This window comes from Candidatus Sulfotelmatobacter sp. (assembly GCA_036500765.1).
GTDB lineage: Bacteria > Acidobacteriota > Terriglobia > Terriglobales > Acidobacteriaceae > Sulfotelmatobacter.
This window is the reverse complement of sequence record DASYBM010000009.1, coordinates 125,360-150,957: the sequence shown is the minus strand read 5'-3', so window position 1 is coordinate 150,957 and position 25,598 is coordinate 125,360. Positions and strand designations below refer to the sequence as shown.

18 protein-coding genes and 1 tRNA gene are annotated in these 25,598 nt (G+C 56.8%); 18 read left to right on the top strand and 1 reads right to left on the bottom strand.

Annotation, left to right across the window (positions count from 1 at the left end; translation table 11 throughout):
- Nucleotides 1-3 precede the first annotated feature (3 nt).
- From VGM18_12825 to VGM18_12800, 6 genes are read left to right on the top strand one after another with little or no spacing between them, the layout of a single operon-like run.
- The gene (locus VGM18_12825; GenBank protein ID HEY3973881.1) at nt 4-1,263 is read left to right on the top strand and encodes a glycosyltransferase; all 1,260 of its coding nucleotides are present in this window, start codon (nt 4-6) and stop codon (nt 1,261-1,263) included.
- Nucleotides 1,244-2,371 (top strand): hypothetical protein, encoded by a 1,128-nt coding sequence (locus VGM18_12820; protein ID HEY3973880.1) that lies wholly within the window; start codon nt 1,244-1,246, stop codon nt 2,369-2,371. The genes VGM18_12825 and VGM18_12820 overlap by 20 nt, the downstream gene beginning before the upstream one ends.
- A gap of 29 nt (nt 2,372-2,400) precedes the next feature.
- A complete protein-coding gene (locus VGM18_12815) occupies nt 2,401-3,495 on the top strand; it encodes a hypothetical protein (GenBank protein ID HEY3973879.1) in 1,095 nt (364 codons plus the stop codon).
- A 40-nt stretch (nt 3,496-3,535) separates the two neighbouring features.
- Nucleotides 3,536-4,345: an ATP-binding cassette domain-containing protein gene (locus VGM18_12810; GenBank protein HEY3973878.1), complete on the top strand. Its 810-nt coding sequence runs from the start codon at nt 3,536-3,538 to the stop codon at nt 4,343-4,345.
- Nucleotides 4,342-4,974, top strand: a complete 633-nt coding sequence (locus tag VGM18_12805) for an ABC transporter permease (GenBank protein HEY3973877.1) — start codon at nt 4,342-4,344, stop codon at nt 4,972-4,974. The genes VGM18_12810 and VGM18_12805 overlap by 4 nt, the downstream gene beginning before the upstream one ends.
- Nucleotides 4,971-5,870 carry a glycine betaine ABC transporter substrate-binding protein gene (locus VGM18_12800; protein ID HEY3973876.1) on the top strand — a complete coding sequence of 300 codons (900 nt, stop codon included), beginning with the start codon at nt 4,971-4,973 and terminating at the stop codon, nt 5,868-5,870. Before VGM18_12805 ends, VGM18_12800 begins: the two co-directional genes overlap by 4 nt.
- Before the next feature lie 78 nt (nt 5,871-5,948).
- Here VGM18_12800 and VGM18_12795 read toward each other — a convergent pair whose 3' ends face one another.
- Nucleotides 5,949-6,791: a PhzF family phenazine biosynthesis protein gene (locus tag VGM18_12795; GenBank protein ID HEY3973875.1), complete on the bottom strand. Its 843-nt coding sequence runs from the start codon at nt 6,789-6,791 to the stop codon at nt 5,949-5,951.
- 257 nt (nt 6,792-7,048) lie between these two features.
- Here VGM18_12795 and VGM18_12790 point away from each other — a divergent pair, with 257 nt between their 5' ends.
- The 12 genes from VGM18_12790 (at nt 7,049) to VGM18_12735 (ending at nt 25,563) form a co-directional block, all read left to right on the top strand.
- Nucleotides 7,049-8,407, top strand: coding sequence for an SUMF1/EgtB/PvdO family nonheme iron enzyme (locus VGM18_12790; GenBank protein HEY3973874.1), 1,359 nt, complete (start codon nt 7,049-7,051; stop codon nt 8,405-8,407).
- 16 nt (nt 8,408-8,423) lie between these two features.
- Nucleotides 8,424-9,392 (top strand): L-histidine N(alpha)-methyltransferase, encoded by a 969-nt coding sequence (locus VGM18_12785; protein HEY3973873.1) that lies wholly within the window; start codon nt 8,424-8,426, stop codon nt 9,390-9,392.
- Between the two features lie 380 nt (nt 9,393-9,772).
- Entirely contained in the window at nt 9,773-10,033 is a 261-nt protein-coding gene (locus VGM18_12780; protein HEY3973872.1) for a UBP-type zinc finger domain-containing protein, read from the top strand.
- A 153-nt stretch (nt 10,034-10,186) separates the two neighbouring features.
- Nucleotides 10,187-11,857, top strand: coding sequence for an FAD-dependent oxidoreductase (locus tag VGM18_12775; protein ID HEY3973871.1), 1,671 nt, complete (start codon nt 10,187-10,189; stop codon nt 11,855-11,857).
- Complete coding sequence (locus tag VGM18_12770; GenBank protein ID HEY3973870.1) at nt 11,858-13,246, top strand: ATP-binding protein; 1,389 nt, start codon at nt 11,858-11,860, stop codon at nt 13,244-13,246.
- A gap of 19 nt (nt 13,247-13,265) precedes the next feature.
- On the top strand, nt 13,266-14,168 hold the full coding sequence (locus VGM18_12765) for a 5'-3' exonuclease H3TH domain-containing protein (GenBank protein HEY3973869.1): 903 nt from the start codon (nt 13,266-13,268) through the stop codon (nt 14,166-14,168).
- A gap of 270 nt (nt 14,169-14,438) precedes the next feature.
- Nucleotides 14,439-15,914 carry a radical SAM protein gene (locus tag VGM18_12760; protein HEY3973868.1) on the top strand — a complete coding sequence of 492 codons (1,476 nt, stop codon included), beginning with the start codon at nt 14,439-14,441 and terminating at the stop codon, nt 15,912-15,914.
- Nucleotides 15,915-16,261: 347 nt separating this feature from the next.
- Nucleotides 16,262-18,052: a hypothetical protein gene (locus VGM18_12755; GenBank protein ID HEY3973867.1), complete on the top strand. Its 1,791-nt coding sequence runs from the start codon at nt 16,262-16,264 to the stop codon at nt 18,050-18,052.
- 93 nt (nt 18,053-18,145) lie between these two features.
- The gene (locus VGM18_12750) at nt 18,146-21,754 is read left to right on the top strand and encodes a BadF/BadG/BcrA/BcrD ATPase family protein (GenBank protein HEY3973866.1); all 3,609 of its coding nucleotides are present in this window, start codon (nt 18,146-18,148) and stop codon (nt 21,752-21,754) included.
- Between the two features lie 217 nt (nt 21,755-21,971).
- Nucleotides 21,972-22,048: transfer RNA gene (locus VGM18_12745), tRNA-Val, on the top strand.
- 209 nt (nt 22,049-22,257) lie between these two features.
- Nucleotides 22,258-23,391: a beta-propeller fold lactonase family protein gene (locus tag VGM18_12740; protein HEY3973865.1), complete on the top strand. Its 1,134-nt coding sequence runs from the start codon at nt 22,258-22,260 to the stop codon at nt 23,389-23,391.
- An 81-nt stretch (nt 23,392-23,472) separates the two neighbouring features.
- A complete protein-coding gene (locus VGM18_12735) occupies nt 23,473-25,563 on the top strand; it encodes an Ig-like domain-containing protein (GenBank protein HEY3973864.1) in 2,091 nt (696 codons plus the stop codon).
- The last annotated feature ends 35 nt before the right edge of the window (nt 25,564-25,598 follow it).

Sequence of the window (25,598 nt, the reverse complement as noted above, 5' to 3'; positions counted from 1 at the left end):
TCAATGGCCCCCATTCTGCTGTGGCTGGTCCTCGTGCTCTGCCTGCTGATCTCGGTGGTCAAATATTTGATGGGAATTATCCTGCGGTTCGCCTTCCCGAGCACGAAGGCCAAAAAAGATTATTCGTACGAGCCCACCGTGAGCGTCCTCATGCCGTGCTTCAACGAAGGCAAGACGGTTTACGAGACGATCGAGAGCATCAGCAAAAGCAACTATCCGAACGATAAATTTGAAGTGATCGCACAGGACGATTGCTCGGTCGATGACAGCTACGAATGGATGCTCAAGGCCCAGCGCGATTTCACCAACATACGAATCAGTACGGGACGGAATGAGGTCAACAGCGGAAAGGCGCGCTCCGTCTGCAATGCCCTGCAACACTCGACCGCGGAGGTTATCATCTCCATCGACTCCGATTGCATTTTCCATCCCGACGCCATTCGAGAACTGACCGCTTGTTTTGCGGAGCCGGGAATAGGCTCGGTCGGTGGGCGCGTGGGAGTGAGAAATCCCAACGATAGCGTGATCACCGCCATTCAGACGATCATTTATTTTTCGGCGTTCCAGCTTTACAAAATTCCCGAGAATTGGACGCGCAGCGTGTGCTGCATCAGCGGATGCCTGTTCGCGATCCGCCGCGCGTTGCTGCTGGAGATTGAGCCGGCGATCCGCGCGCGCAACTGGTTTGGGGTTCCGGTAAATCAAGGAGAAGATCGCTTTTTGACGCATCAAACTTTGCTGCGCGGGTATGGAACCTACATCAACAATGATGCGTTATGCTGGACCACCGTGCCGAACACCTTGTCGGTGTTGTTCAAACAGCAACTGCGCTGGCGGCGCAGCATTGTGCGCGATTTTTTCTTCACACTGAAAACGCTCCCGACGCATGTGTGGAAACTGCACCCCAACACCGTGCTGACTCTGGTACTGGTTCCGCTGGGGGCGATCGTTGGGCTGCTGGTGGCGGTGACTATGCTTGTTTCGGATCCCCTGGCTTGGGCGGGACCGCTCCCGTTGGTGGCAGCGCTTGGAATTGGAGCTGTGCTGACTTGGGTGATCAAGAAATATAGCGCGAAAGAAGCGGTCAATCATCCGTTGGCGTTTGCCGCCTATGTAGGATGGTCGCTGGTAAGCAGCTTGTTCCTCACGCCCCTGGCGCTATGCACGATGGATTCCGCGGACTGGGGGACTCGAATCATCGAACCGTCCATAGAACCACATATCGAAACATCCGAGGTGCCCGTTGGCCACACCACCCGTTGATACGCTGGCGTCCGAAGCCAAAGTGATTACGCCACCGCCGGAGGCGAAGCTGGGGCCGACGAAGCAATCTCCGCCCAAGCAATCGCTGCACTACCGGCTGGTGATTGCGCTTTACCGCGTGTTTGCAATCACAGTGTTGTATCTGGTGCTGGCAGGCATTCTGGCTTATGCCTGGGTGATGGGTTTTTATGCGGTGAACAGCTCGTGGGCTGCGCCGGTAATTCTTTCTGCCGCGGACGAGAAGAGCCTCGACTTCCGGGAAAAGCTGGTGACCAGCCAGCAGACTATTGAAGATCTGAAGGTCGATACACAGAAACTCGAAACTGGGCTTGCCGAAATGAAAAAGCACCGGGGCGCCTTGCTGGCGCTGGAGCCGGAACTGCAATCCGCGATCGCGCGGGAGCAAAATCACAACCTGACCGCGGGTCCGGAACTCGCGACACTCGATAAACAGAAACTGCAAGACAACCAGAAAACGCAGAGCGTGTTGGCGCGGCTTAACCAAGTGGAGTCGAACATTAACCGAGATCTGGCGGCCGGTTTGATCACGCAAGGCGACGCGGCGACGCAACTGGCAGCGCTAAATCAGGCCAAGGGCGCTTATACCGACAGCAAGATTGCCGAAGTTCTGCTGACCGACAGCGTGCTCGATAAGACCACGATCGGAACCACCTCGCTGGATGTACTGGTCAAGCAGGCGGAGTTGCGGTCGGAGGTCGCCCAGTTGGATGTCGCCATCAACGTTGCAGAGAAGCAGGATCAGGAGGAACTGCGGCAGATCGATCGTCTCAGGCAAGCCATCCGCACGGCGAAAGAGAGTCCCTATTACCTGAATGCCTCGGGAGAGAAGAGGCTGTACTTCGCCTTCGTTCCTTATGACAACCAGGCGAACGCAGTAGCGGGCGCGGCCATTTACGACTGCTATCTGAATATGATTCTCTGCCGCTATGTGGGTTCGGTGAAGCGGCTATTCCCCGGCGAAGAGCAAGCCGTCCATCCTATTTTCAAGACACAGATTCGCGGCTTTCTGATCCAGATGAATCTGGATCGTGACGAGTCCGCGAAATCGAAGACGGTATTCCTGGGCCGCAAGCCGGTGTTGTTCTAGCCTGATTGATCCATTCTAGGAGAGCGCGAATGTTCCTGAATCGCTGCAAGTTCGTGGTGGTATCGATCATATTAATTTTGATTGCGGCCCCGGTGCTGGGGGCCGACCGGGAAGTAAAGGCGGACCAGGAGGTAAAGAAAGACCAGTTGGCGTATTGCTCTTACCTAATGGAGCAGGCGGAGGCTCAGAGAGACTTGCTGCGCACGCCGGTCGCCGCGGCGGGTTTCACCCAGCCGGAGACCGGATTGCCCCTGCAAATCGTGGGTGGAGCATCAGTCGGCTTGTCGGACATACGAAAAGCCAGCCTGACCATGGACGTAGCACGCAAGAATTGCGCGCTCTACAAAGCGACCACTGGCGCCCAGCAGGACGTGCAATACGCGCTGACCAGCCTGGAGAAAGAAGCTCTTGGCAATCGGCTGACCCTGATCGACGAGGCTGCGAAGTCGCTGGATACACTGATGGAGCGGACGGCGAAGATGGTCGAGACGCAGAACGCAACGCGCCTGATGCTGTTTGCGCTGCAAACGACCAGGATCAAGCTGGACGCGGACCGCGCCGACACGCAATTGAAGATCACCGTGCTCTACGTTCCGCCGCTCAGCGAAAAACCGCTGAAAGAACTGGTCGCGGAAAAATTGGGCAATGAGGCCAATGAGCAGAGAGCCCTCGATAAACTGAACCGGCAGAACAATTGGGATGTCGCTCTTTCGGTCGGTATACACCAGCAGGCGAATCCGGTTGCCTATGGTCCACAGCCGTACGGCGCCGTTTCTCTTAATTACAATCTCGCGAGCCGGGCTATCAACAAGCATCTGGATCGCGCCGCGGAATCATACGGCGAATGGAAAAAAGTGCAGGAAGGCGACGTGGTCCGCAATGCGGAGGTGCTTCACCGGCAATTAGTGGATAGCGTTTCGGTGCAGGAGTCCAAGCTCAAGACGCTAGAGGAGGAAAGCGTACAGATTGAGAAAAATCTTGCCGTGGTCGACAATCCGGATACATCGATAGCTTTCGATTTTCATAATCAACTCAGCGCCGCGCAGCTGCTGTTGCGGATCGAGACCGGCGATGCCACCTTCCGGCTGGCGCGGTTGCGCGAATACCTCGCCAGGAATTACTGACAGCATACTTTCCCGTCAGAGTTCGGTATGCTTGGCGGACATGGCCTCCGAAACAGCCGCGGCCGCTACTCCCGCGATCGAATTTCACGATGTCTCCTATCGCGCGGGGGAGACGCCGGTCCTTTCCGGATTTAATCTGCGCGTAGAGAGCGGCGAGACGCTGGTCTTGCTGGGACGGAGCGGCTCGGGTAAGACGACATCGCTCAAGCTGGTCAATCGTCTGCTGTCCCCTACTTCTGGAAAGATATTCGTGAAAGGCATGCCCAACGAGCAGGGCGATGTGATTCGCCTGCGGCGCAGCATTGGTTACGTGATTCAGGATGTGGGATTGTTTCCTCATTTCACCGTGGAGCGAAACATCGGCTTGGTTCCGAAGATTGAAGGTTGGCCCGAAGAGCGGATTCAGGCGCGGGTGCAGGAGTTGCTCCAGAAGGTCGGGCTGACTGCCGATATAGCTTCCCGCTATCCACATCAACTATCGGGCGGGCAGCGGCAACGCGTAGGAGTGGCGCGGGGATTGGCGGCAGATCCGGAAATACTTCTTATGGATGAGCCTTTCGGAGCATTGGATCCGCTCACACGAGACGAGTTGCAGCGTGAATTTCTGTTGCTCCAGCAGCGGCTTCACAAGACCGTATTGTTCGTGACGCACGATCTGCGCGAGGCGTTGCGGCTGGGATCGCGGATCGCCTTGATGGACGCGGGACGGCTGGTCACGGTGCTTGCGCCGCAGGCGTTCTTGCAGTCCGATGATCCCTTGGCGTCGGCGTACGTCAGGGCTTTCGGCGAGGGATTGGAATCGGCGGCGGATCGAGCCGAAGATCGAGGGGCATATCGAGGCAGGTCATGAAGGTATTTCGATTCATCCTGGAGAATCACACTCAGGTTCTGGAACTCACGCTCGAGCATTTGCGGCTGGTTGGGTTCTCCACGTTGTTTGCGATGGTGGCGGGGATTCCGCTGGGGATCGTAATCGCCCATTGGCCGCGATGGAACAAGCCGGTGTTAGGCGCCGCGAATATTATTCAGACGATTCCAAGCCTTGCACTGTTCGGGTTTCTGTTGCCCGTGCCGTGGCTGGGGGCACGCGCCGACCGGCTGGCGATTCTCGCGCTCACGCTGTATGCGCTGCTGCCGATCATCCGCAACACCTACACGGGAATTCGCGGCGTCGATCCGGCGGTGGTGGAAGCGGGACGCGGCATGGGGCTGACCGAGTCTCAGCTTTTATTCCAGGTAGAGCTGCCGCTGGCTGTGAGTGTGATCCTCTCGGGAGTTCGAGTGGCGATTGTGATTTCTGTTGGGTTGGCGACGATTGCGGCGGCAATTGGCGCGGGAGGGCTGGGTGAATTTATTTTTCGGGGTCTGGCCATGGTCGACGACCGAGTCATTCTTGCCGGGGCAATTCCTGCCGCGATTCTTGCGCTGACGGCCGATTTCGGCGTGGGATGGCTGGAAAGGCGCTTGCAGCCGCGATGAAGTTTTGGCGATTGAGTTTTGCCGCGATAGTTGTCGCCGTGGGTGCGTTGCTTCTGCCCGGTTGCGAGCCGTCGCACGCCGACCGTATCGTGGTTGGTTCCAAGAATTTTACGGAATCGCTCTTGCTGGGCGAGATTCTGGCGCAGCAGATTGAGGCTCACACTCATCTTCGCGTGGAGCGGCGTTTCTATCTCGCCGGAACTTACATCTGCCAGCAGGCGATGCTGGCCGGCCGAATCGATATGTATCCGGAATACACGGGCACTGCGCTCACCGCGATTCTCAAACAACCAGCGAATGGCGCTAAGGATGATGTTTATCGCCGCGTGAAGAGTGAATACGAACGTCGCTTTGGACTGACATTAGGTCCGGCATTCGGATTTAACGACACTTTTGCCATGGAGATTCGTGGCGAAGATGCGCGGCGGCTGAAAATCACGACACTTTCGCAGGCGGCCCGGTTCGCGCCGCAATGGCGCGCGGGATTCGGTTACGAGTTTATGGAACGACCGGATGGGTATCGGGGTTTGGCGGCAGCCTATGGCCTGCATTTCGCGGAGGCGCCGCGGATCATGGATTTGGGATTGCTGGCGCGGGCACTGAAAGATCATCAGATCGATTTCGCTGCCGGCAACGCTACTGACGGGCTGATTCCGGCCATGGATTTTTTTGTTCTCCAGGACGACCGCCATTACTTTCCTCCCTATGAGGCGGTACCCGTGATACGCGAACAAACGCTCGAGCAGCATCCAGAGGTGGCGCAATCTGTTGCCGCTTTGGCGGGGAAGATTTCGGATGAAGAGATGCAGCGCATGAATTACGCGGTCGATGGCCAGCATCGCGATGCAGGGGAAGTAGTACATGAGTTTCTCAGGAGTAAGGGAATCGTGCAGTGAAGCGAAATGAAAGCGAGCGGCTCGGATTCAGCCTGCGAAGTTATGCGAAACTACCTGCGAAGTTATGCGAAATTAGATTTAGATGATGAGCGAGCCCTCCATGGTCAGCACGGCGTCGCCCTGAAGGATGACTCGATCCTTCTCTGGCCCTGTTTCGCACCAGAGTTCACCACCGCGTTCCGACAATTGCCGTGCGTGCAGCCGCGATTTGCCCAGGCGCTCCGACCAATATGGAGTTAGCGCGCAATGCACCGAGCCGGTCACGGGATCTTCAGCCAGGCCATAGCTGGGCTTGAAATAGCGCGAGACGAAATCCACGTTGTCTCCAGGGGCGGTGACCGCTACGACGAAAGGGTGAAGTTGTTCCAGGCCGGCGAAGTCGGGGCGCATGTGTTGAATTGCATCTTCCTTTTCGTACACGACGATATAGGTTTCATTTACTTCCAGGACATCGGATAGCTGCCGGTCGGGTCCGAGAGCAGACAGGTGTGAATTGGGCCGATGCGCAAGGGATTTCGGGAATAGCGCGGGAAAATCCATGGAGAACAAATTGCCGTCTTTGCGAACGGTCAGAGTTCCGCTCCAGCGTGTTTCAAAACGGATCGCTTCGATGCCGGGTGTCCACAGATCGCACACCACATAGGCTGACGCGAGAGTGGCATGGCCGCACAGCTTTACTTCCTTTCGGGGCGAAAACCAGCGCAGATCATAGTGGGAGATTGCGGCCCTGCTCCCGGGAAGATCGTGTGTAGGAAGATTGCGGATGGGCACGAGAAACGCAGTTTCAGAAAGATTGTTTTCGGCCGCGACCTTCCGCAACATCTCGTCATCTAACCACGCGTTAAGGAGACAGACTGCGGCGGGATTGCCCCGGAACGGATGTTTGGTGAAGGCGTCGACATGAAAAACCGGAATGCGCATGGTGGTTAGGTGGGCACCGATTGTAATGACGCGATTGTACTTGCAATGGCGACTCGTTGTTGCCCGGAGGGAGAAGTTGCCAGCCCATGGGTGGGATGATACGCTCTCAAGTCGCCGAGTGTCGGATGGCGAATGGCGCGTCCAGCAAGGCATTCGGGGTGGTTTCTGGTTTGTGTTGCGTCGTTGAAGTCGCAAGCTGAGATGACGTCTGCAACGTTGTCGAACCGGTTGAGCATCTATTTGTACCAGGAGGGCGCATGGCTGTTGCTCCAGCAGATCTCGTAACCCGGCAGCAGTTACTGGCGCGGATTGCGGACGCTCGGCGGCGAAGTGACGCACTCTTCAGTATCGTGCGGCCCGACTCGATGTACGAGCGGCCGATACCGGAGCGCCACCGGATTATTTTTTATGTGGGTCATCTGGAGGCGTTTGACTGGAATCTGTTGCACGAGAATGTCCTGGGATTAGAGAGTTTCCATCGCGAATTCGATCGACTGTTTGCTTTCGGCATCGACCCGGTTGGGGGCGGGTTGCCGTCAGACCAGCCTTCGGACTGGCCTTCGGTGCAAGCAGTCCGCGAGTACGTGAGCACGATTCGCAGCGCGCTCGACGAAAAATTGGCGGATGGTCGAATGGAATTTCAAGAAACCCACGGCGGGTTTTCGCTCGACACGCTACTCAATGTCGCGATTGAGCATCGCCTGATGCATGTGGAGACGCTAGCCTACATGCTGCATCAACTGCCCTTCGAGCGAAAGACTGCTCAAGAAGATCCCCTTCTCAACGCCGCTCCTGTGACCCATCAAATGATCGAGATTCCCTCTGGTATCGCTACTTTAGGGCTTCAACGCGGAGGCGACCGCTTCGGCTGGGACAACGAATTCGAGGCTCACAGTGCGGAGGTGCCGGCGTTTCAGATTGACCGATACCCGGTGACCAACCGGCAATATCTCGAATTTATGGCCGACGGTGGCTATGAGATGCGGGCACTCTGGAACGAGGAAGACTGGAATTGGAAGGTCGCCCATGCGATCTCGCATCCTGTGTTCTGGACGAAAGCGCCGGACGGTTGGCGCTACCGCACGATGTTCGCTGACGTTCCACTGCATCCGGATTGGCCGGCTTATGTGAGCCGTGCCGAGGCCCAGGCTTACGCGCGCTGGGCCGGGAAGTCCCTGCCCTCGGAAGAGCAGTGGCATCGTGCGGCCTATGGCACGCGGGATGGAAGTGAAAGGCGATATCCGTGGGGAAGCGAAGATCCCGATACGAATCTCGGCAACTTTGATTTCAGTCGTTGGAATCCAACTCCCGTGAATGCTTTTCCGGCAGGACGCAGCGCTTTCGGGGTCGAGGATATGTTGGGCAATGGATGGGAGTGGACTTCTACGGTTTTCGCGCCCTTCACCGGATTCGAACCCTTTCCGTTTTACCGTGGCTACTCCGCCGATTTTTTTGATGGCAAGCATTTTGTCATGAAGGGCGGATCGCCGCGGACCGCTGCGTGCATGCTTCGGCCCACATTTCGTAACTGGTTTCAGGCGCATTACCAGTACGTCTATGGGGGATTCCGCTGTGTGAACCAGACTGCAGAGAATTCAAGCACGAAGAATTTCTGATCGAAGGAGTTCGTTAATGCTCGTACATGCGATTCCCAGCAACGCGACTTATGAGTTCGCGGCCGACGTGAGAGCTGGGCTGACCCGCGCAGGACAGAAAGAACTTCCCTCCAAGTACCTCTATGACAATGTCGGGTCCGCCTTGTTTGAAGTGATCAGCCACCTGCCCGAGTACGGACTCACGCGGGCCGACGAACGATTGCTGCGGCGTCATGCCGATGAGATCGTCGACCGACTAGCCGGCCCTGTGGCCGTTGCGGAGCTTGGCAGCGGCAGTGGCCGCAAGACCCGCTGGCTGCTGGAGGCGTTCTGCCGGCGGCAGCGCACCTCCTATTATCCGGTGGAAATATCGCGCTCGGCGCTGGTTATGTGCGAGCGGGAGTTGAGCGATATCGACCGCATCAGCATCGTTGGCTTTGAGCGCGAATATCTGGAAGGGTTATTGGAAGTCGCTGCCTACCGAAAGAGCGGCCAACGATTATTCGTGCTGTTCCTCGGCAGCACGATTGGGAACTTCGACCGTCCGGCAGGGGTGAAGTTTCTGACCGAGGTGCGCGGCATTTTGCAGCCCGGTGACTCGCTCCTGCTGGGAACAGATTTGGAAAAGCCCAGTGCGCAACTGATCGCGGCATACGATGACGAACTCGGCGTGACCGCGGCTTTTAATTTGAACCTGCTCGCCCGTACCAATCGAGAGCTCGGCGCGGACTTTGATTTGAAATATTTCGTCCACGTGGCGAAGATTAATTACCAGACGCGCAGCGTGGAGATGCATTTAATGTCGACGCGGCGGCAGATTGTGAGCATCCCGGCGGCGGAAGTGGTAGTCGAGTTCCTCGAAGGAGAAACTATTTGGACGGAAAGCAGTCACAAGTACTCGGCGGGCGAAGTTTTCGAAACTGCGCGCGCGGCCGGTTTCCGTTGCGAGACGCAGTGGATCGATGAACAGTGGCCGTTTGCCGAAAACCTGCTCATCGCGGAGTGAGCCGCCGGAGTGAGCGGGACTTCGAAGGCGAGATCTCAAGACGCTCCGGGCTTGCGCCAAGCGTGCAGATTGATGGCACTCATGACCATGCAGAATACGTTGGCGGGAATGAAGCCCAGTTGTTCGGTTCTGAGGCCGATAATGCATATCAGAATGCTATTCACGCCAGCCAATGCCCAGCCTTCCCAGCACCGCCGCCCTACCAGAATTGTGGACGCGACGGTTAAGACACAAGATAAATAATCGAGCCGCAACACAGATGAAACCTCCAAACCAATTGTGCGCGAAAGGCGCGGCTCTTGACAGTGATGGTGGCCTTTCGTTACATGACGAAGGTCACTTGATCCTCAAGATTAAGAATTTCTCGCCGGGAGATTGCCATGCCGAACAAATGTACTCACCTGAATCAAATCAAAATCGGAAAGACAGACGTGCATGTGTGCGAAGACTGCATCAAGATTGGCGATTCCTGGGTGCATCTGCGCCTGTGTCTTAGCTGTGGACATGTGGGCTGCTGCGATTCGTCAAAGAACAAGCATGCCACCAAACATTTCCACAAGACGCAGCACCCGCTCATCCGCTCGAACGAGCCGGGAGAATCGTGGGTCTGGTGTTATGTGGACGAAATGGAAGCGGCATAGCTTTAGCGCTCTTATCAAAAGTGTTATGAAAGCGTGCCCGTAGCGCGAAGCAACAAATCACGCGACCGAATCGTGATTTACTGTATCTAACAGTTGTTCCAACCCGCGAGTCCGTGGAACGACCAAGCTTCATCTCTGAGTCTGAGAGCGATCATGCCGAAGCCGATCTTGCTGACCGTCGACGACGATCCCGATGTGTTGCGGGCGATCGAGCGCGATTTGCGATCGCAGTACGGAGCCGGTTATCGCGTCGTGAGCAGCGACTCACCGGAAGCGGCGCTCGACCTGCTGAACGCGCTGAAGGTTCGCAACGATGCCGTGGCCCTGCTTCTGGTCGATCAGCGCATGCCCCGCATGGATGGCGTGGAATTCCTGCAGAAGGCGCGCCAGATCTTTCCCGACGCCAAGCGCACGCTGCTCACGGCCTACGCCGACACCAATGCCGCGATCAGCGCAATCAACCAGGCCAACCTCGAATACTTTTTCATGAAGCCGTGGGACCCTCCTAGCGAGAATTTGTACCCTCAAATCGACGACCTGCTGGATGACTGGCAAGCGTCGTATCGCCCCACATTTCAGGGAATCCGCGTGCTGGGGACGCGCTGGTCGCCGCGATCCTATGAGCTGCGGGATTTTCTAGGGCGCAGCCACGTGCCTTATCAGTGGATTGATGTTGAACTCTCGGTGAACGATCCGGAGACCAAGCGTTTACTCGAAGCGCTCGGGCCCGACGCGAACGATCTTCCCGTCGTTCTATTTGCGGACGGGACGAAGTTGCTGAAGGTCGCTCCCGCGCAGGTGGCGCAGAAGGTGGGTTGGCACACCCGCGCCGAAACCACCTTCTACGAGTTGGCAATCGTGGGTGGAGGACCGGCTGGCCTGGCCGCCGCAGTCTACGGCGCTTCTGAAGGCTTGCACACGGTCATGGTGGAACGGGAAACGCCGGGCGGGCAGGCGGGCATGAGTTCGCGGATCGAGAATTATCTCGGATTTCCCAGCGGGCTCAGCGGCGGCGATCTGGCGCGTCGCGCCGTCGTGCAGGCGAAACGATTCGGAGTCGAAATTCTGGCGCCGCTGGAAGCGGTCGGAGTGCGCATTGAAGGCTCTTATCGCATCGTCAAGCTGGCCGACGGGAACGAGATCTCCTGTCAGGCGTTGATGATCGCGAGCGGAGTGCAGTGGAGGCGGCTGGATGTTCCCGGAGTTGACCGGTTGCAAGGTGCAGGCGTGTACTATGGCGGGGGCGCGACGGAAGCTGTGTCATGCCGGGGTGAAATGGTCTATGTTGTTGGCGGAGCGAATTCTGCCGGCCAGGCTGCAATGAATTTTGCCAAGTACGCCGAGCGCGTCGTCATTCTGGTGCGCGGCGACTCGCTCTCCAGCACCATGTCGCAATATCTGATTGACCAGATCAAGGCGACTCCGAACATTCAGTTGTGGACGCATGCCAGCGTCGCCGAGGTACACGGCGACACGCATCTGGAAGAGATCTCGGTTCTATGCACCGACACCGACAAAGTGGAGCGTGTGCCGGCCACCTCGATGTTCATTTTTATAGGAGCGCTGCCGCGCACGGATTGGCTGGCGGGAACGGTTGATCGCGATGAACGCGGATTCCTCCTGACCGGCGCCGATCTGATGCAGAGCGGTCAGCGTCCTAAGGGCTGGGGACTCGATCGCGATCCTTTTCTTCTGGAAACGAACGTGCCCGGAGTGTTCGCCGTCGGCGACGTCCGGCACGGGTCGGTTAAACGCGTCGCTTCCGGAGTGGGCGAAGGTTCAGTTGCGGTGCAGTTCATCCATCAATATTTGAGCAAGGTATAAATGGCCGAAGCAGCGGAACTTCTACGACGTGTCCCGCAATTCGCGGACGTACCCAGCGACCAGATCGAATGGTTCCTCAGCCAATCGCAAGAGTTGCAGGTCAAAGCCGGAGATGTGTATTCGCGCCAGGGCGCGCCTGCCGATGCCATGTATGTGCTGCTCGAGGGGGAGTTTCAGTGGCGCGGCGAAATTTCGGGGGAAAGCATTGTGCTAAACGGCAAGGGGGGCGAAGTCACAGGACTCCTGCCGTTTTCCAGAATGAAAACCTTCGGGCTGAGCGGCCGAGCGATAACGGATGGGCGCGTCTTGCGATTTCCTGCCACCCAGTTTCCGTCGCTCTTGCAGAAAATGCCAGAGCTAGTCTCGCGTTTGGTGGGCTTGATGTCGGACAGGATCCGCGAAGTGACCCGGATGGAACAACAACGGGACCGGCTCGCTGCTTTGGGCAAACTTTCAGCGGGGCTGGCGCATGAGCTGAATAATCCGGCGTCGGCGGCGAAGCGCGCCACCAGCCAACTGCGCGATATTCTGAAGCGCGTGCGTGATGCCAGTCACGAGCTGGGACGGCGCGACTTGAGTCCTTCGCAAAAATCGGAGATAGAAAAGTTGGAAGCGTCGCTCACCAAGGTCGATGGACCGCCGCCGGACGCGCTGACGGCTAGCGCCCTCGAAGATCAGCTTGACTCATTGTTGCGCAGTCATGGGCAGAACGATCTGTGGCAGCTCGCCGCCGACCTGGCGCGCAGGAATTTTAAGCCGGAGGCGCTGGAGCATGTGTTTGCCACGCTGGATCCCGATAGCGCGAGGGCAGCATTGCTGAGAATTTCGGCGTCGGTCGAGATCGCCGACCTCCTGAACCAGATCGAGAGCAGCACGTCGAGGATTTCCGAACTGGTGGGCGCGATCAAGGAATACACCTTCATGGATCAGTCGCCGGTGCAGAACGTCGATATTGTGAAGACGCTGGAGACGACGCTTACGATCCTGAACCACAAGCTGAAACGGGGAGTTACGGTGCTGCGGGATTACCAGAAGATTCCGCTGCTGGTGAACTCGTTCGGCAGCGAGCTGAACCAGGTCTGGACCAACCTGATCGACAATGCGATTGACGCCATGGGTGGGCAAGGAGAGCTGCGAGTGCGGACCTATCGCGAGGATGATTGCGTGGTAGTGGAGATCCGCGACAACGGCCCCGGGATTTCACCGGAAGTTGAGCCCCACATTTTTGAACCATTCTTCACCACCAAGGGCGTGGGGGAGGGAACTGGCCTGGGCCTGGATACGGTACAGCGCATCGTTAAGAAACATCGTGGCAGTATTCAGGTGATCTCGGAACCTGGCAATACGCGTTTTCAGGTGTGGCTGCCGCTGGCGGAATCTTCAGGCTAGGACGAGTGAGACGCGCCCTATGGATGTCCACTTGATCGACGGAACCTACGAATTGTTCCGGTATTTTTTCGCTGTGCCCGGCGCGCAAGACATCAACGGCCAGGAAATCGGAGCCGTGCGCGGCGTTCTGGGCTCGGTTTTATCGATGATTGAACGGGGAGCGACTCATGTAGGAGTTGCAACCGACCATGTGGTGGAGTCGTTTCGCAACGACCTCTATGCCGGCTATAAGACCAGCGAAGGCGTTCCTCCGGAGCTGCTTTCGCAGTTTCCCATTCTCGAGGAAGCGCTCGCAGCCATGGGAGTGGTGGTGTGGCCGATGGTTGAGTTCGAGGCTGACGATGCGCTTGCGTCCGCCGCCGCGAAATCCGCTATGGATGCTGGCGTAAAGCAAGTTGTCATTTGTACGCCGGACAAAGATCTGGGTCAATGTGTTGTGGGCACTCGCGTGGTTCAACTGGACCGCAGACGCGACCTGGTGCGGGACGAGGCGGGAGTGGTGGCGAAGTTTGGCGTCAGCCCACGGTCGATTCCGGATTATCTCGCTGTGGTCGGCGACAGTGCCGACGGATTTCCCGGCGTGGCGGGATGGGGCCCGAAGGCTGCGGCGCTCGCTTTGTCGCAGTATCTCCATCTGGAGAACATCCCAAAGGATTGGCGGAAATGGCATCTCTCTATCGGCCGGGCGCGCGCTTTATCCGAATCGCTGTTCGGCGCCTGGACTGACGCGCTGCTGTTTCGCACACTAGCGACCCTGCGAACCGACGTGCCAGTTTTTGATACGGTCGACGACCTTCGCTGGAAGGGGCCGAGTCCGACCTTTGCGGAATACACCCGCAAAATGATCTCGCCGGAGTTATTCCGCCGCGCAACCGAGGCAGCGTTGAGCCCAGCTCGAAGCACGATCGGTAAACCATTTTGAAGAACGGTTTTTTACGCGATGAACCTATGCGTTAAGCGCGAAGGGTTTACACGTGCAAAACGGTGTTGGTCGGACTTCCGAATCTTTTGTGTACCGAGTGGGTCTGAGGCGCAGTCGTGCAGCTTCCACGAATTGCCTGCTAATTCGTACTTCATCTGCTAATTGCCGAGGGAACAATCGTGTCGCTTTCTTTTCTTCTTGTAATCCATGAGGTAAAGCTCGCCTTCGGATCAACCCTGGAATTGAAGCTCTCCAAAATTAAGCGAAACCATGCAATCTTTTTTGCAACCTTCCGGGCTGGCCCGTTATCTATCCGTTCATCGAGTAACCAATAAAGTCCGCGGTGGAGTGTTCGTGATGGCAACCGCGCCGAAATTTCGTATCGATGTCGATATCCACAACCTGCTCACGCATCCTGCCAGTGAGCAGCCCAAGTCTGCGTTAGTCAAAGGGCTGACTCTACCGGATCCGATTTTTCCGCAATATCCGGAAAAGTTGAACGACCCCGGACCCGAAACGCCTCCTGAAAAACGCGACTGGTCGCTACCGCTTGTGTACCGCGCCATGCGGGGATGGCTCTTTCCCTACATCCGGTCTCGCGTGCTGCCAGGAGATTTTCATCCAATCACGGCCTACTTGTTCGTCGAGTACAAATGCAATCTCGACTGCTGGTATTGCTGGGCATTCAACAACCAAGTCAAAGGCATGACGGAGGACGTGGCGCGGCGCTCGATTGACTGGCTCTACGATCACGGCTGCCGGGTGCTGGCGCTGATGGGCGGCGAGCCGCTGCTTCGTCCTCAGTTCGCGCATAAAGTCGTGTACTACGCGGCCAAGAAGGGTTTCTGGATTTACATTGGAACCAACGCACGGCTCCTGCGCCCCGACGTCGCCGATCGCCTGGGGGACGCCGGCGCTGCCATCTTCAACTTTGCCGTTGATGCCTGGGACGAGAAGCCGAGCTTGCCGAAAGCGGTTGTTCCGGTTCGCAAGTATCTGGAGCATCTTTTGAAGAAGCAGCATGTGTACGGCTACATGGTGTTCTTCAATATGAATATCTGCCGGAACAATACGCATGACATTCGGCAGCTTACCGAATATGCGCGGGAGCACCGGATCGCGACCGACTATCACATCAACGAAACTCCCATGCTGGAGCAGGACGAGCATTTCAGGCATCTCAGCGATAATCCGACGTACATTCGTCCTGAAGATTGGCCGGAGATCGATTCCCTCATCGATTGGCTGATCGAGAAAAACAAGGCCGGTTATCAGATGGTGAATTCGGTGCAGCGCCTTCAGGAGATTAAGGCTTTTATCCGTATGGCCAGCGGCGCTGATCTGAAGCGCCTCGGCTGGAACGGCGACGGGACTGGAACGAATGGCAATGTCCGCAAGCAACTTGTCGGAACTCCTGGCATTGTGGAGGACGCCAACGGCGAACTGCACTTTGCCCAATGGAACTGCCGCGCCGGCCAGAATAACGTCATCATTCGGACCGATGGCAGTGTCGCGCCTTGTTTTCCGATGTACGCAGCCAGCTATGACTGGGGAAACATCGACGAGCACAAATTCGATTCCGATCAACTGGCCGGCATGAAGAAAACCTGCCAGCAGCATTGCTTCTCAACCCTCAACCACAATCTTGCTTACTGCTATAACGATGCGCGAGTGATCAAGTTTGTTTGGACCAATCTCGTAAAGAACCGGATGAAAGGTGGCGACGTCAGGAGTTTCGAAGATTGAACAAATGTGGAGAAGCGAATATTCGCGGTGAAAAATCATGTAAACGCTTCCTCGTTGGCCGTCTCCGCTTGAAGAGCTAAAAACCTGTGTAAAACATCCGTCTCTGATGGATGGATATTTAACCCGGCGCGAATGTCTGGTAGATACGGGCCCAAGTTAGCGCCGGACGCGGGGCCCGAAGTGGAGTGGAAATGCGGTTCAGAAGCAGATCTGAATTAAGCGGGAGAACTGCTTGTCACAGCACATCGCCATCCTGCCTCAGTTTCCATCCGTACAGTTGCAAAACCGTCCTCAACCAGTCCTGTCCACACTTGAATGCATATTAACGTCTACCGCCGGAGGGAGATATGGCGACGAATTTCGTCCAGATTGAGAATGACTCGGAAATCAAACAGCGCCTGGAAGCTGAGCGCACGCGCCTGCGCAAAATTGCCGGACTCGACAAGCCCACTCATTTCCATCGTCCCGTAGAGCGCGCGTTTACCGCCGAACAGCGGCCCCGTACGACAATTCTGTTCGGTGGGTTCACCTGGAAACATGAAGATTTGATTCGCGCAGTGTTTCAGGGCTGCGGCTATCGTTGCGAGAAGCTACCTGTGCCCGATGTGCCTGCTTTTCAGACGGGAAAGGAATTTGGAAACAACGGCCAGTGCAATCCGACTTACTTTACGGTTGGGAATCTGGTGCAGTATCTCCAGTTCCTCGAAAAAGAAGGCCTGACGCGGCAACAGATTCTCGACAATTACGTTTTCTTCACCGCCGGTTCTTGCGGCCCCTGCCGCTTTGGCATGTACGAGGCCGAGTATCGCTTTGCCCTTAAGAACGCGGGCTTCGACGGATTTCGGGTCCTCTTGTTCAAAGACAGCGACGGCATTAAGGCGGCATCGGGTGAGCCTGGACTGAAGTTCACGATCGACTTCGGTTTCGGCATGCTGAACGCCATGCATCTGGGCGATGTGATCAACGACCTCATCTATCAAATTCGTCCGTACGAAGTGAAGAAAGGCGAAACCGACCATGTCTTCCGTGAGATGGTAGGCGACCTTTGCGAGGATCTGCGGAACCGGAAGTCGTTCGAGATCGAAAAGGTTGCGCCCGAATGGGCCAAACCCAAGTTCGAGAGCAACAAGATCCTGCGAAATACGTTCAATGTTTTCGGCAAATGGCACGAGCACATGTGGGGCAAGGATTACCTGCATGCGCTGCGCGAGGCGCGGGAAACCATGGACTCGATCAAGGTCGATCGCACGCGCGTGAAACCGCTGGTGAAAATTACGGGCGAATTCTGGGCGCAACTCACCGAAGGCGACGGCAACTTCCACATGTTCGAGTTCCTGGAGCGCGAAGGCGCGCAGGTGCTGGTTGAGCCGATTGCCACATGGGTCGCCTATCTGATGTATCAGGCCAAGGCGCACGCGAAGGCGAAGTGGCCTGTAAATCGTCCGCACCGCAATCCTGAATGGTACGAAATGAATAAGCAGTTTGCGAACTACATTGGCCTGCGCAAGAAACTGTGGGGAATCGGAGCCGGGCAGCGCGTGTGGAACTTTTTCTACCACCGCACGGCAAAGCATATGGGAGGAATCACTCACCACTTGGTGCCGCAGACGGAACTGGCGGAGCTGGCCAACCCTTTCTACAACCAGTTTGCCCGGGGCGGAGAAGGACACCTGGAAGTCGGGAAGAACGTGTACTACACGGTACACAGGCTGTGCCACATGGTTCTGGCGCTGAAGCCGTTCGGATGCATGCCGTCGTCGCAATCCGATGGCGTGCAGTCGGCCGTCATCAACAAATTCAAGGACATGATCTTTTTACCCATCGAAACTTCGGGCGAAGGCGAAGTCAATGCCCACAGCCGTGTGCAGATGGCGCTGGGCGAGGCCAAAGTGAAGGCCAAAGCTGAGTTTGAGGAATGCCTGAAGTCCACCGGCAAGAGCATGGAGGAAATCCGCGAATACATCGACGAACATCCCGAACTCAAGCGGCCGTTCTATCACGTTCCGCATAAAGACGGAGTGGCCGGCACTGCGGCGCAATTTATCCTGCACGTTGGAAACCGGATCGATCGGGATACGCGATTGTGGAAACGCTCGCGCATGCGTGTCCAGGCAGTTCCGGCGACTTCCGGCGACTGATTTGCAAGGGCGCAGCCGTTTCGCTGCGCTCTCCGCAACCCCTAAATGGCACGACTTTGACACGTGCCGTCTCACGTTTAGAGAGAGGAATTCATGCACGATCACAAAGGTCTTGCCCTTATCCAGATCGCTCCGCTGGAACCCGCCGTTTCAATTCAGCAGAACAAACATGCCCGCAAGCCGGATGATCACAGCACCCAATTTCTGGTTGGGCTCGACGTGGGTTCTACCACGGTCAAAGCGGTGGTCGTCGATGCTGCCACCGACAAGGTGTTGTGGCAGGACTATCAGCGTCACGAAACCAAGCAACCGGAAAAGACGCTGGAGTTCTTGAAGCGGATCGAGACGGAGGTTGGCGTCACTCGGCACAACACGCGCATATTTCTTACGGGCTCCGGCGGCACGGGGATCGCGGACCAGATCGACGCGAAGTTCGTTCAAGAAGTCACGGCCGTTTCGCTAGCCGTCGAGAAGTTGCATCCTGAGGTGTATTCAGTCATTGAACTCGGGGGGCAGGACGCGAAGATCATCGTTTTCAAAGATGACGAGGAGACTGGGCGAAAGAAGAAAATTCCTTCCATGAACGACAAGTGCGCGGGCGGAACCGGCGCAGTCATCGACAAGATCAACGCCAAGCTGAAGATTCCTACCGAAGAGCTCGCCAGGCAGAAATATCACGGGATCAAGCTGCACAAAGTCGCCGGCAAGTGCGGGGTTTTCGCCGAAACCGATATCAATGGATTGCAGAAGGTTGGCACTCCTCCTGACGAGTTGATGGCATCGCTGTTTGAAGCTATCGTGCTGCAAAATCTGAGTGTTCTAACGCGGGGTAACACACTGCGCCCGCATGTCCTGCTGCTCGGCGGTCCAAATAGTTTCATCCGCGGAATGCGTGAGGCATGGCAGGCGAACATTCCACGCATGTGGCAAGAGCGCAAAGTTCAAATTCCGCAGGGCGCCAAGCCCGAAGATCTGATCAAGGTTCCTCAGAACGCGCAGTACTTCGCGGCGCTGGGTGCGGTTGAGTTTGGCCGCAGTGAAGATGACTCCGTGGGTTGTTATTGCGGCTACGAAAAGCTCGTTCATTACATCGAGTTCGGTCGCCAGGAAGAAAAGGCCAAATCGGGCGGCAGGGGATTGGTTGAAAAGCCCGGCGAACTCGACGTTTTCAAGGAAGCCTACCGCCCGAAGAAATTCACGCCAGCGGTGTTTGCGAAAAATAGCACCGTGGGCGGATTTATCGGCATTGACGGCGGCTCGACCTCCACCAAGGCCGTGCTGCTGAGTGAAAACGGCGACATCTTGTGCAAGTCGTATCAGCTCTCAAATGGAAACCCGATTCAAGACACAATTGAAATGTTTGAGAACCTGCGCACTCAGGTGGAGGCTCAAAACGCCAAGCTGGAAGTGCTGGGTGTGGCAACGACGGGCTACGCGAAGGACATTCTGAAAGACGTGCTGAAGGCCGACGTGGGGCTGGTGGAAACCGTCGCGCACACCGAGTCGGCGTTGAAGTTTTACGAGGACCCGCACGTGATTGTGGATGTCGGCGGCCAGGATATCAAGATCATCATCCTGCACAACGGCCGCGTGAAAGACTTCAAGCTGAACACTCAATGCTCGGCAGGCAACGGATATTTTTTGCAATCTACGGCGGAAGGGTTTGGGCTCAGCGTGAATCAATATGCGGACCTCGCGTTCTCCGCGCAGGCCATGCCGGTTTTCGGTTATGGTTGTGCTGTTTTCATGCAGTCCGACATTGTAAATTTCCAGCGCCAGGGTTGGCGGGCTGAAGAGATTCTCGCCGGTCTCGCGGCCGTGCTGCCGAAAAATGTTTTCCTTTATGTTGCCAGCATCCCAAACCTTGCGGCGTTGGGCTCGCGCTTTGTACTGCAAGGCGGAACGCAGAACAATCTGGCGGTGGTCAAGGCCGAGGTGGACTTTATCCGCAACAGTTTCCGCGCGACCGGCAAGCAGCCTGAAATCATCGTGCACCAGCACTGCGGTGAATCCGGCGCGATCGGCGCAGCGCAGGAGGCGTTGCGTTTATGGCGGAACGGCCAAACCACCACATTCATCGGCCTCGAGGCTGTGCGAAAGATTGAATATCGCAGCACGCGCAACGAGGATACGCGTTGCCACTTCTGCAAGAACGATTGCCTGCGCACGTTCATTGACATCCGCACCCAAGCCAAGAACGATCTCAGCTTCGTGCCCATCCAGAAGGTCACCAAGGTTCCGCTGATGCACGGGGAGCAGCGCCTGATCATGGCCACCTGCGAGAAGGGCACGGTGGAAGATGTGAATGACATGAAGGAGATCAAGGCCGGACTAGATTCGATCCGGGCGCAGCATCCGAATTTTGTGGACTACGCGTCGAAAGAGGTCTTCCGTCCCACGAATGCCAAGAGCGTCGCTGATCCCCTTCCTACGAAAGGTTGGGCCGGGTGGCGAAAGGGCGACAAAGAGCGCCGCGCCTTAATGGAAAACCGCCCGAAGATTCGCATCGGCATTCCGCGCGTATTGAACATTTATACCTACGCTCCGCTATTCAACGCATATTTCGAGAGCTTGGGCGTGCAGCCGGAAAACATTGTTTATTCCGATTACACCAGTTCGGAGCTTTATCGCGCGGGAGCCAGCCGCGGCGCCATCGACCCATGTTTCCCGGCGAAGATCGGAATCTCGCACGTCTACAACCTGATACAGGAGAAGCACCGCAAGAAGCCGCTAAACGCGATTTTCTTTCCGATGTATGACGTGCTGCATTCGCCGCTGGTGAAAATCGTCGGAGCAAATGCCTGTCCTACGGTGACGGCGACTCCGGAAACGGTGAAAGCGGCGTTCACGAAGGAGAACGACGTTTTCGCCGAGCACAATGTCAAATACATCGATCCGGTGCTCAATTTCGCCGACCGGAAGCTTTTTGCCCATCAGATGCTGCAAGCCTTGCAGCCTTTGCTTGGCCTCTCCCAGGAAGAAAATGATCGTGCGGTCGAGTCCGGATTCGAGGCATTGAAAGATTATGAGGACGGCATCCGACGTCGTGCGCGGCAGGTGCTTGACCAGTTGGAGCGGGAAGACCGCATCGGCATCGTCATGCTGGGGCGCCCCTATCATCACGATCCCGGGTTGAATCATGAAATTCTGGACGAGTTTCAGAAGCTCGGTTACCCAATCTTTTCGCAGAATACACTTCCACTCGATGAGGATCTATTGGAGCGGCTCTTCGGCGAGGAAGTTCGGGCAGGCATCGTCAGCAGTCCGCTCGATATTACCGACGCCTGGAAGAATTCATACTCTTGCAGCACGAACCATAAAGTGTGGGCGGCCAAATTCACGGCGCGGCATCCGAACCTGGTGGCGTTGGAAATATCGAGCTTCAAGTGCGGTCACGATGCACCCATCTACGGCGTGATCGAAGGCATTATCGAGCAATCGGGGACGCCTTATTTCTGCTTCAAGGATCTGGACGAGAACAAGCCGACCGGCTCGATCAGAATTCGCGTGGAAACCATCGACTATTTTCTGCGCCGCTATCGCGAGGAGGTTATTCGCAAGCGCAACGCCGAGCAGGAGATCGAGAAGCAACTCGCATCGCTCGAAATGCAGCTGCGTGGCGAGAATACGCGGATTGAAATCGTTCCTTCTGAGATCCGCCAGCCACTGGAGCCGGAAGCACAAGGAATGGCTGCCGACTAGAAATCAAGACAGTACTCTGGGTTGCCGAACCGCCCGACTGACTTACTGTTTGGTCAGGTGAACGAAGTCGCTCTTGAGGATGATGTACCCGTCTGAGTTGCCGCGCGCGGTGTGCTGAGCCTGAGCCGGACGCTAAAGCCGCGTGGTAAAATCCTAATGCACCCAAATAACCCAGCCGGCGTACGTCGGTTGCTACGAGTACTTGAAAACGTAATGTAGGCGCGTAGCTCAGTTGGTTAGAGCGCTACCTTGACACGGTAGAGGTCAGGAGTTCGAGTCTCCTCGTGCCTACCATTTTTTCTTCTTTTGTTTCTTCCAGCCTAGTTCTCTGCAACTCCGTGCAATCCTTGACCAGCTTCGCGCTGGTGCGACTGGGGCGGTTTGGTTATACTTCTCCGACCGCCGAGTGCTTTACGAGTAATGATCGACGATAAGCCATGACGGGAAAAGGTATGTTCGATCGGAAAAGGGAAAACGGAAATCGCCGATCGCGTTTGACGCGAATGGTGGGGTTCCTGATCCCTCTGCTGGCCCTCGGTTTCAATGGCACAGCGCAGACGTCTTTTGTCGCGCCTGCCGACCGTCCCGCACAGGATTACTTGATTTACGTAGTCTGTGAATCTGCCGACACCATTTTCCTGATTCGCTTTGGCCCGGGCGGCGCCCACATTGAAAACCAGACCCATACCGGACTGATGCCCATGGATTTGAATGGGCCGCACGGCATTGCGGTTTCTCCGGATAAGCAATATTTCTATGTTTCCGTGGGACACGGCCGGCCAGAGGGATCGGTCTGGAAGTACAAGGCAGCCGACGCCTCCGTGATCAAGTACACGAGCATTGGCATGTTCCCGGCCACAACCGACATTACTCCGGACGGCAGCTTCATTTATGTCGCGAATGCCAACTTTCATGGCGATATGGTTCCGTCGTCGATTTCGGTGGTCGCGACCGACCAGATGATCGAAGTGAAACGCATCCCAACGTGCACCATGCCACATGGGTCGCGTCTGAACCATGCGGGCACCAAGCATTACTCAGTTTGCATGATGGACGACATGCTGGTCGAGATCGACGCGAGAAAACTTGGAGTGGACCGTTATTTTATGCTGGCGCCGGGCAAGGAAATGGGAATGACCGGCCCGCCGTCTATCAATTCCGCGGGGGGAATGAGAATGGCCGAGCATAAGCCTTTGTGCACGCCCACTTGGGCGCAACCGTCGAATGACGGATCGGTCATCTACGTGGCCTGCAATCAATCGAGCGATATTGTTGCCATCAGCACCGATACCTGGACGATGTTGCGGCGATTTCCCGCGGGCGCCGGCGTTTACAATCTGGCGATGACTCGAGACGGGCGGTTGATTGCCACTAACAAACGGGGGCAGTCTGTCTCTATTTTCGATCCCGTCAGCGGGCATGAGTTAGCCATGATTCCGACAAAGAGAAAAATCGTTCACGGAGCAGTAGTTTCGCCGGACGATCGTTACGTTTTCGTCTCTGTCGAAGGCGTTGGCTCCGAACCGGGCACGGTCGAAGTGATCGACCTGGGCAGTTTAAAGACCGTTGCGACGGTCGACGTCGGCCCGCAGGCGGCCGGTATTGATTTCTGGAAGATGGAACCGAGCAAGCCGTAGCTGAAAACGCGCGTTGTAGGATGGCGCTCCACAATTTCGACAATTGATGTTCATGCCGGAGGGCAAATGTTCAGAGGGAAAATGTTCAAAAGCAGAGTGCTCGTCGTAGCCGTTGCAGGGATGATTACGACTTCGGCGCCGGCCGCATGGTCACAGGACACGGCTACAAAGTCGCAGGAATCGACTCCCAGCACCTCGGTGGCGCCCGCGAGCGTGGACATCACTCCCGGCACCCTCGACGTGCAGGTAGGGCAGAAAGTAAAGTTCAGCGCCGCTGCCAAAGACGCGGCAGGAAATTCCATCGACGAAAAGCCTTCGGCGTGGTTCGCCGCGCCATTCGATCTCGCCGGAGCTGACGAATCGGGCGAAGTGACGTTTCATGCACCGGGAGTCGTGACGGTAGGGGCGGTGATTGCCGGAAAGGCTGGCTACGCCACGGTCAACGTTGCCAACTCGAAAATCACGAGCATTGAGATCGAACCTCTTGCCCGCCCGGTTGTCGCGGGCAGCGGGGAAAAGCTTACCGTCATCGCGCGCATCTCCGACGGCAAGCCCCGAACAGATGCCGTGGTCAAGTGGACGTCAGACAAATCGGCGGTTGCCGGCGTAGACGCGGCCGGACTAGTGACTGGAGTCGCGCCCGGCAGCGCCACGATCAAAGCCACGTCTGACGGGGTAAGTGGCACGGTCAAAGTGGAAGTTGTGCGCGATGCCGTGCGCAAGCTGACCGTGAAACCCGCGTCCGCCGAAGCGCGCACCGGCGACGTGGTTCACTTCACGGCCAGCGCGGTCGATACCGGCGGAGCCTCAATGAAAGATCCGCCAGTGCGCTGGTCGATCAGTGGCGACGGCGCTGCTGTTTACGCGGATGGAGCCTTTGTGGCGGAAAAAGCCGGCACCTACGTAGTAACGGCCAGCAGCGGCCAGCACAGCGCGGCCATCTCGGTGGTGGTCCGGCCCCGCAATGTAGAACGCGATCTGGAAGTCGTGGCTCACGTGCCTATGCCGGACTTGCAGATGTCGGAGGAGTGGATCATCGGCCACCACGCCTATCTGGCCACCGTCGCCGATAAACTTTTCACGTACGACATCTCCGATCCCGCCAATCCCAAACTGCTCGACACGCTCAAGGTAGACGCCCGCCTGATCAACGACATCAGCACAACGCCGGATGAGAAGATCGGAGTGTTCACGCGCGAAGGAGCTTCCAATCGCAAGAACGGCATCGTTTTTCTAGACACCTCCGATGCGGCACACCTGAAAGTTCTTTCCGAATATACGGCGACCGTGACCGGCGGGGTTCATAGCGCGTACATCGATGGCCACTACGTTTACATCACCGATGATGCCACGGGCTCGCTGCGCGTGATCGATTTTCAGGATGCGAAACATCCCAGGGAAGTCGCTCGCTGGCAAACCGAGAACCCGACCGTCGTGACATTAAACACAGAAGAGGGGTCGATGACGAGCGGCCGTTATCTGCACGACTTGCAGGTGAAAGACGGACTCGCTTACCTCGCCTACTGGAGAGATGGATTGATCATCCTCGATGTGGGCAACGGGATGGCAGGCGGCAGTCCGGGGAATCCGAAACTGGTGAGCCAGTATCGATTCAACCATTACGAGCTATACGGCGACGGCTGGCTCGCGGGCACGCACAGCGTGTTCCGCTACAAAAATTATTTGTTTGTGGGCGACGAAGTGTTTCCCGCGATTTTTCATCTTCAGGATCGTGATCGCATTCCGGTGCGCGCAATCTGCCACGTGATGGACGTTTCCGATATCAAGCATCCGCGGGAGGTCGCGCAGTACGAAGTGCCGGAAGGCGGATCGCACAATTTCTGGGCCGCCAACGACATGCTGTACGAAGGCTATTACAGCGGCGGCGCGCGCGTTCTCGATATTTCTGGAGAACTCCGTGGCGATCTCTATCGCCAGGGCCGCGAAATTGCCCGCTTCTGGACCGGCGACAGCAAAGGCTTCCGGCCGAATCTGCCGTTCACCTGGGGAGGACAACCCTGCTCGGTGACTTGCGACAGCCCATTGCTCAACAGCTTGATGTACTTCAACGACATTCACTCAGGGCTGTGGATTACGAAGCTTGGCGAGGCGAAGTTTCAGGGATCAACCAGCGCTCCCGCCGTGCGAAAGGGCGAAAGAACCATACATTAACCCGACTTTAACTGAAGATCAGCGCTTGGTTTCGA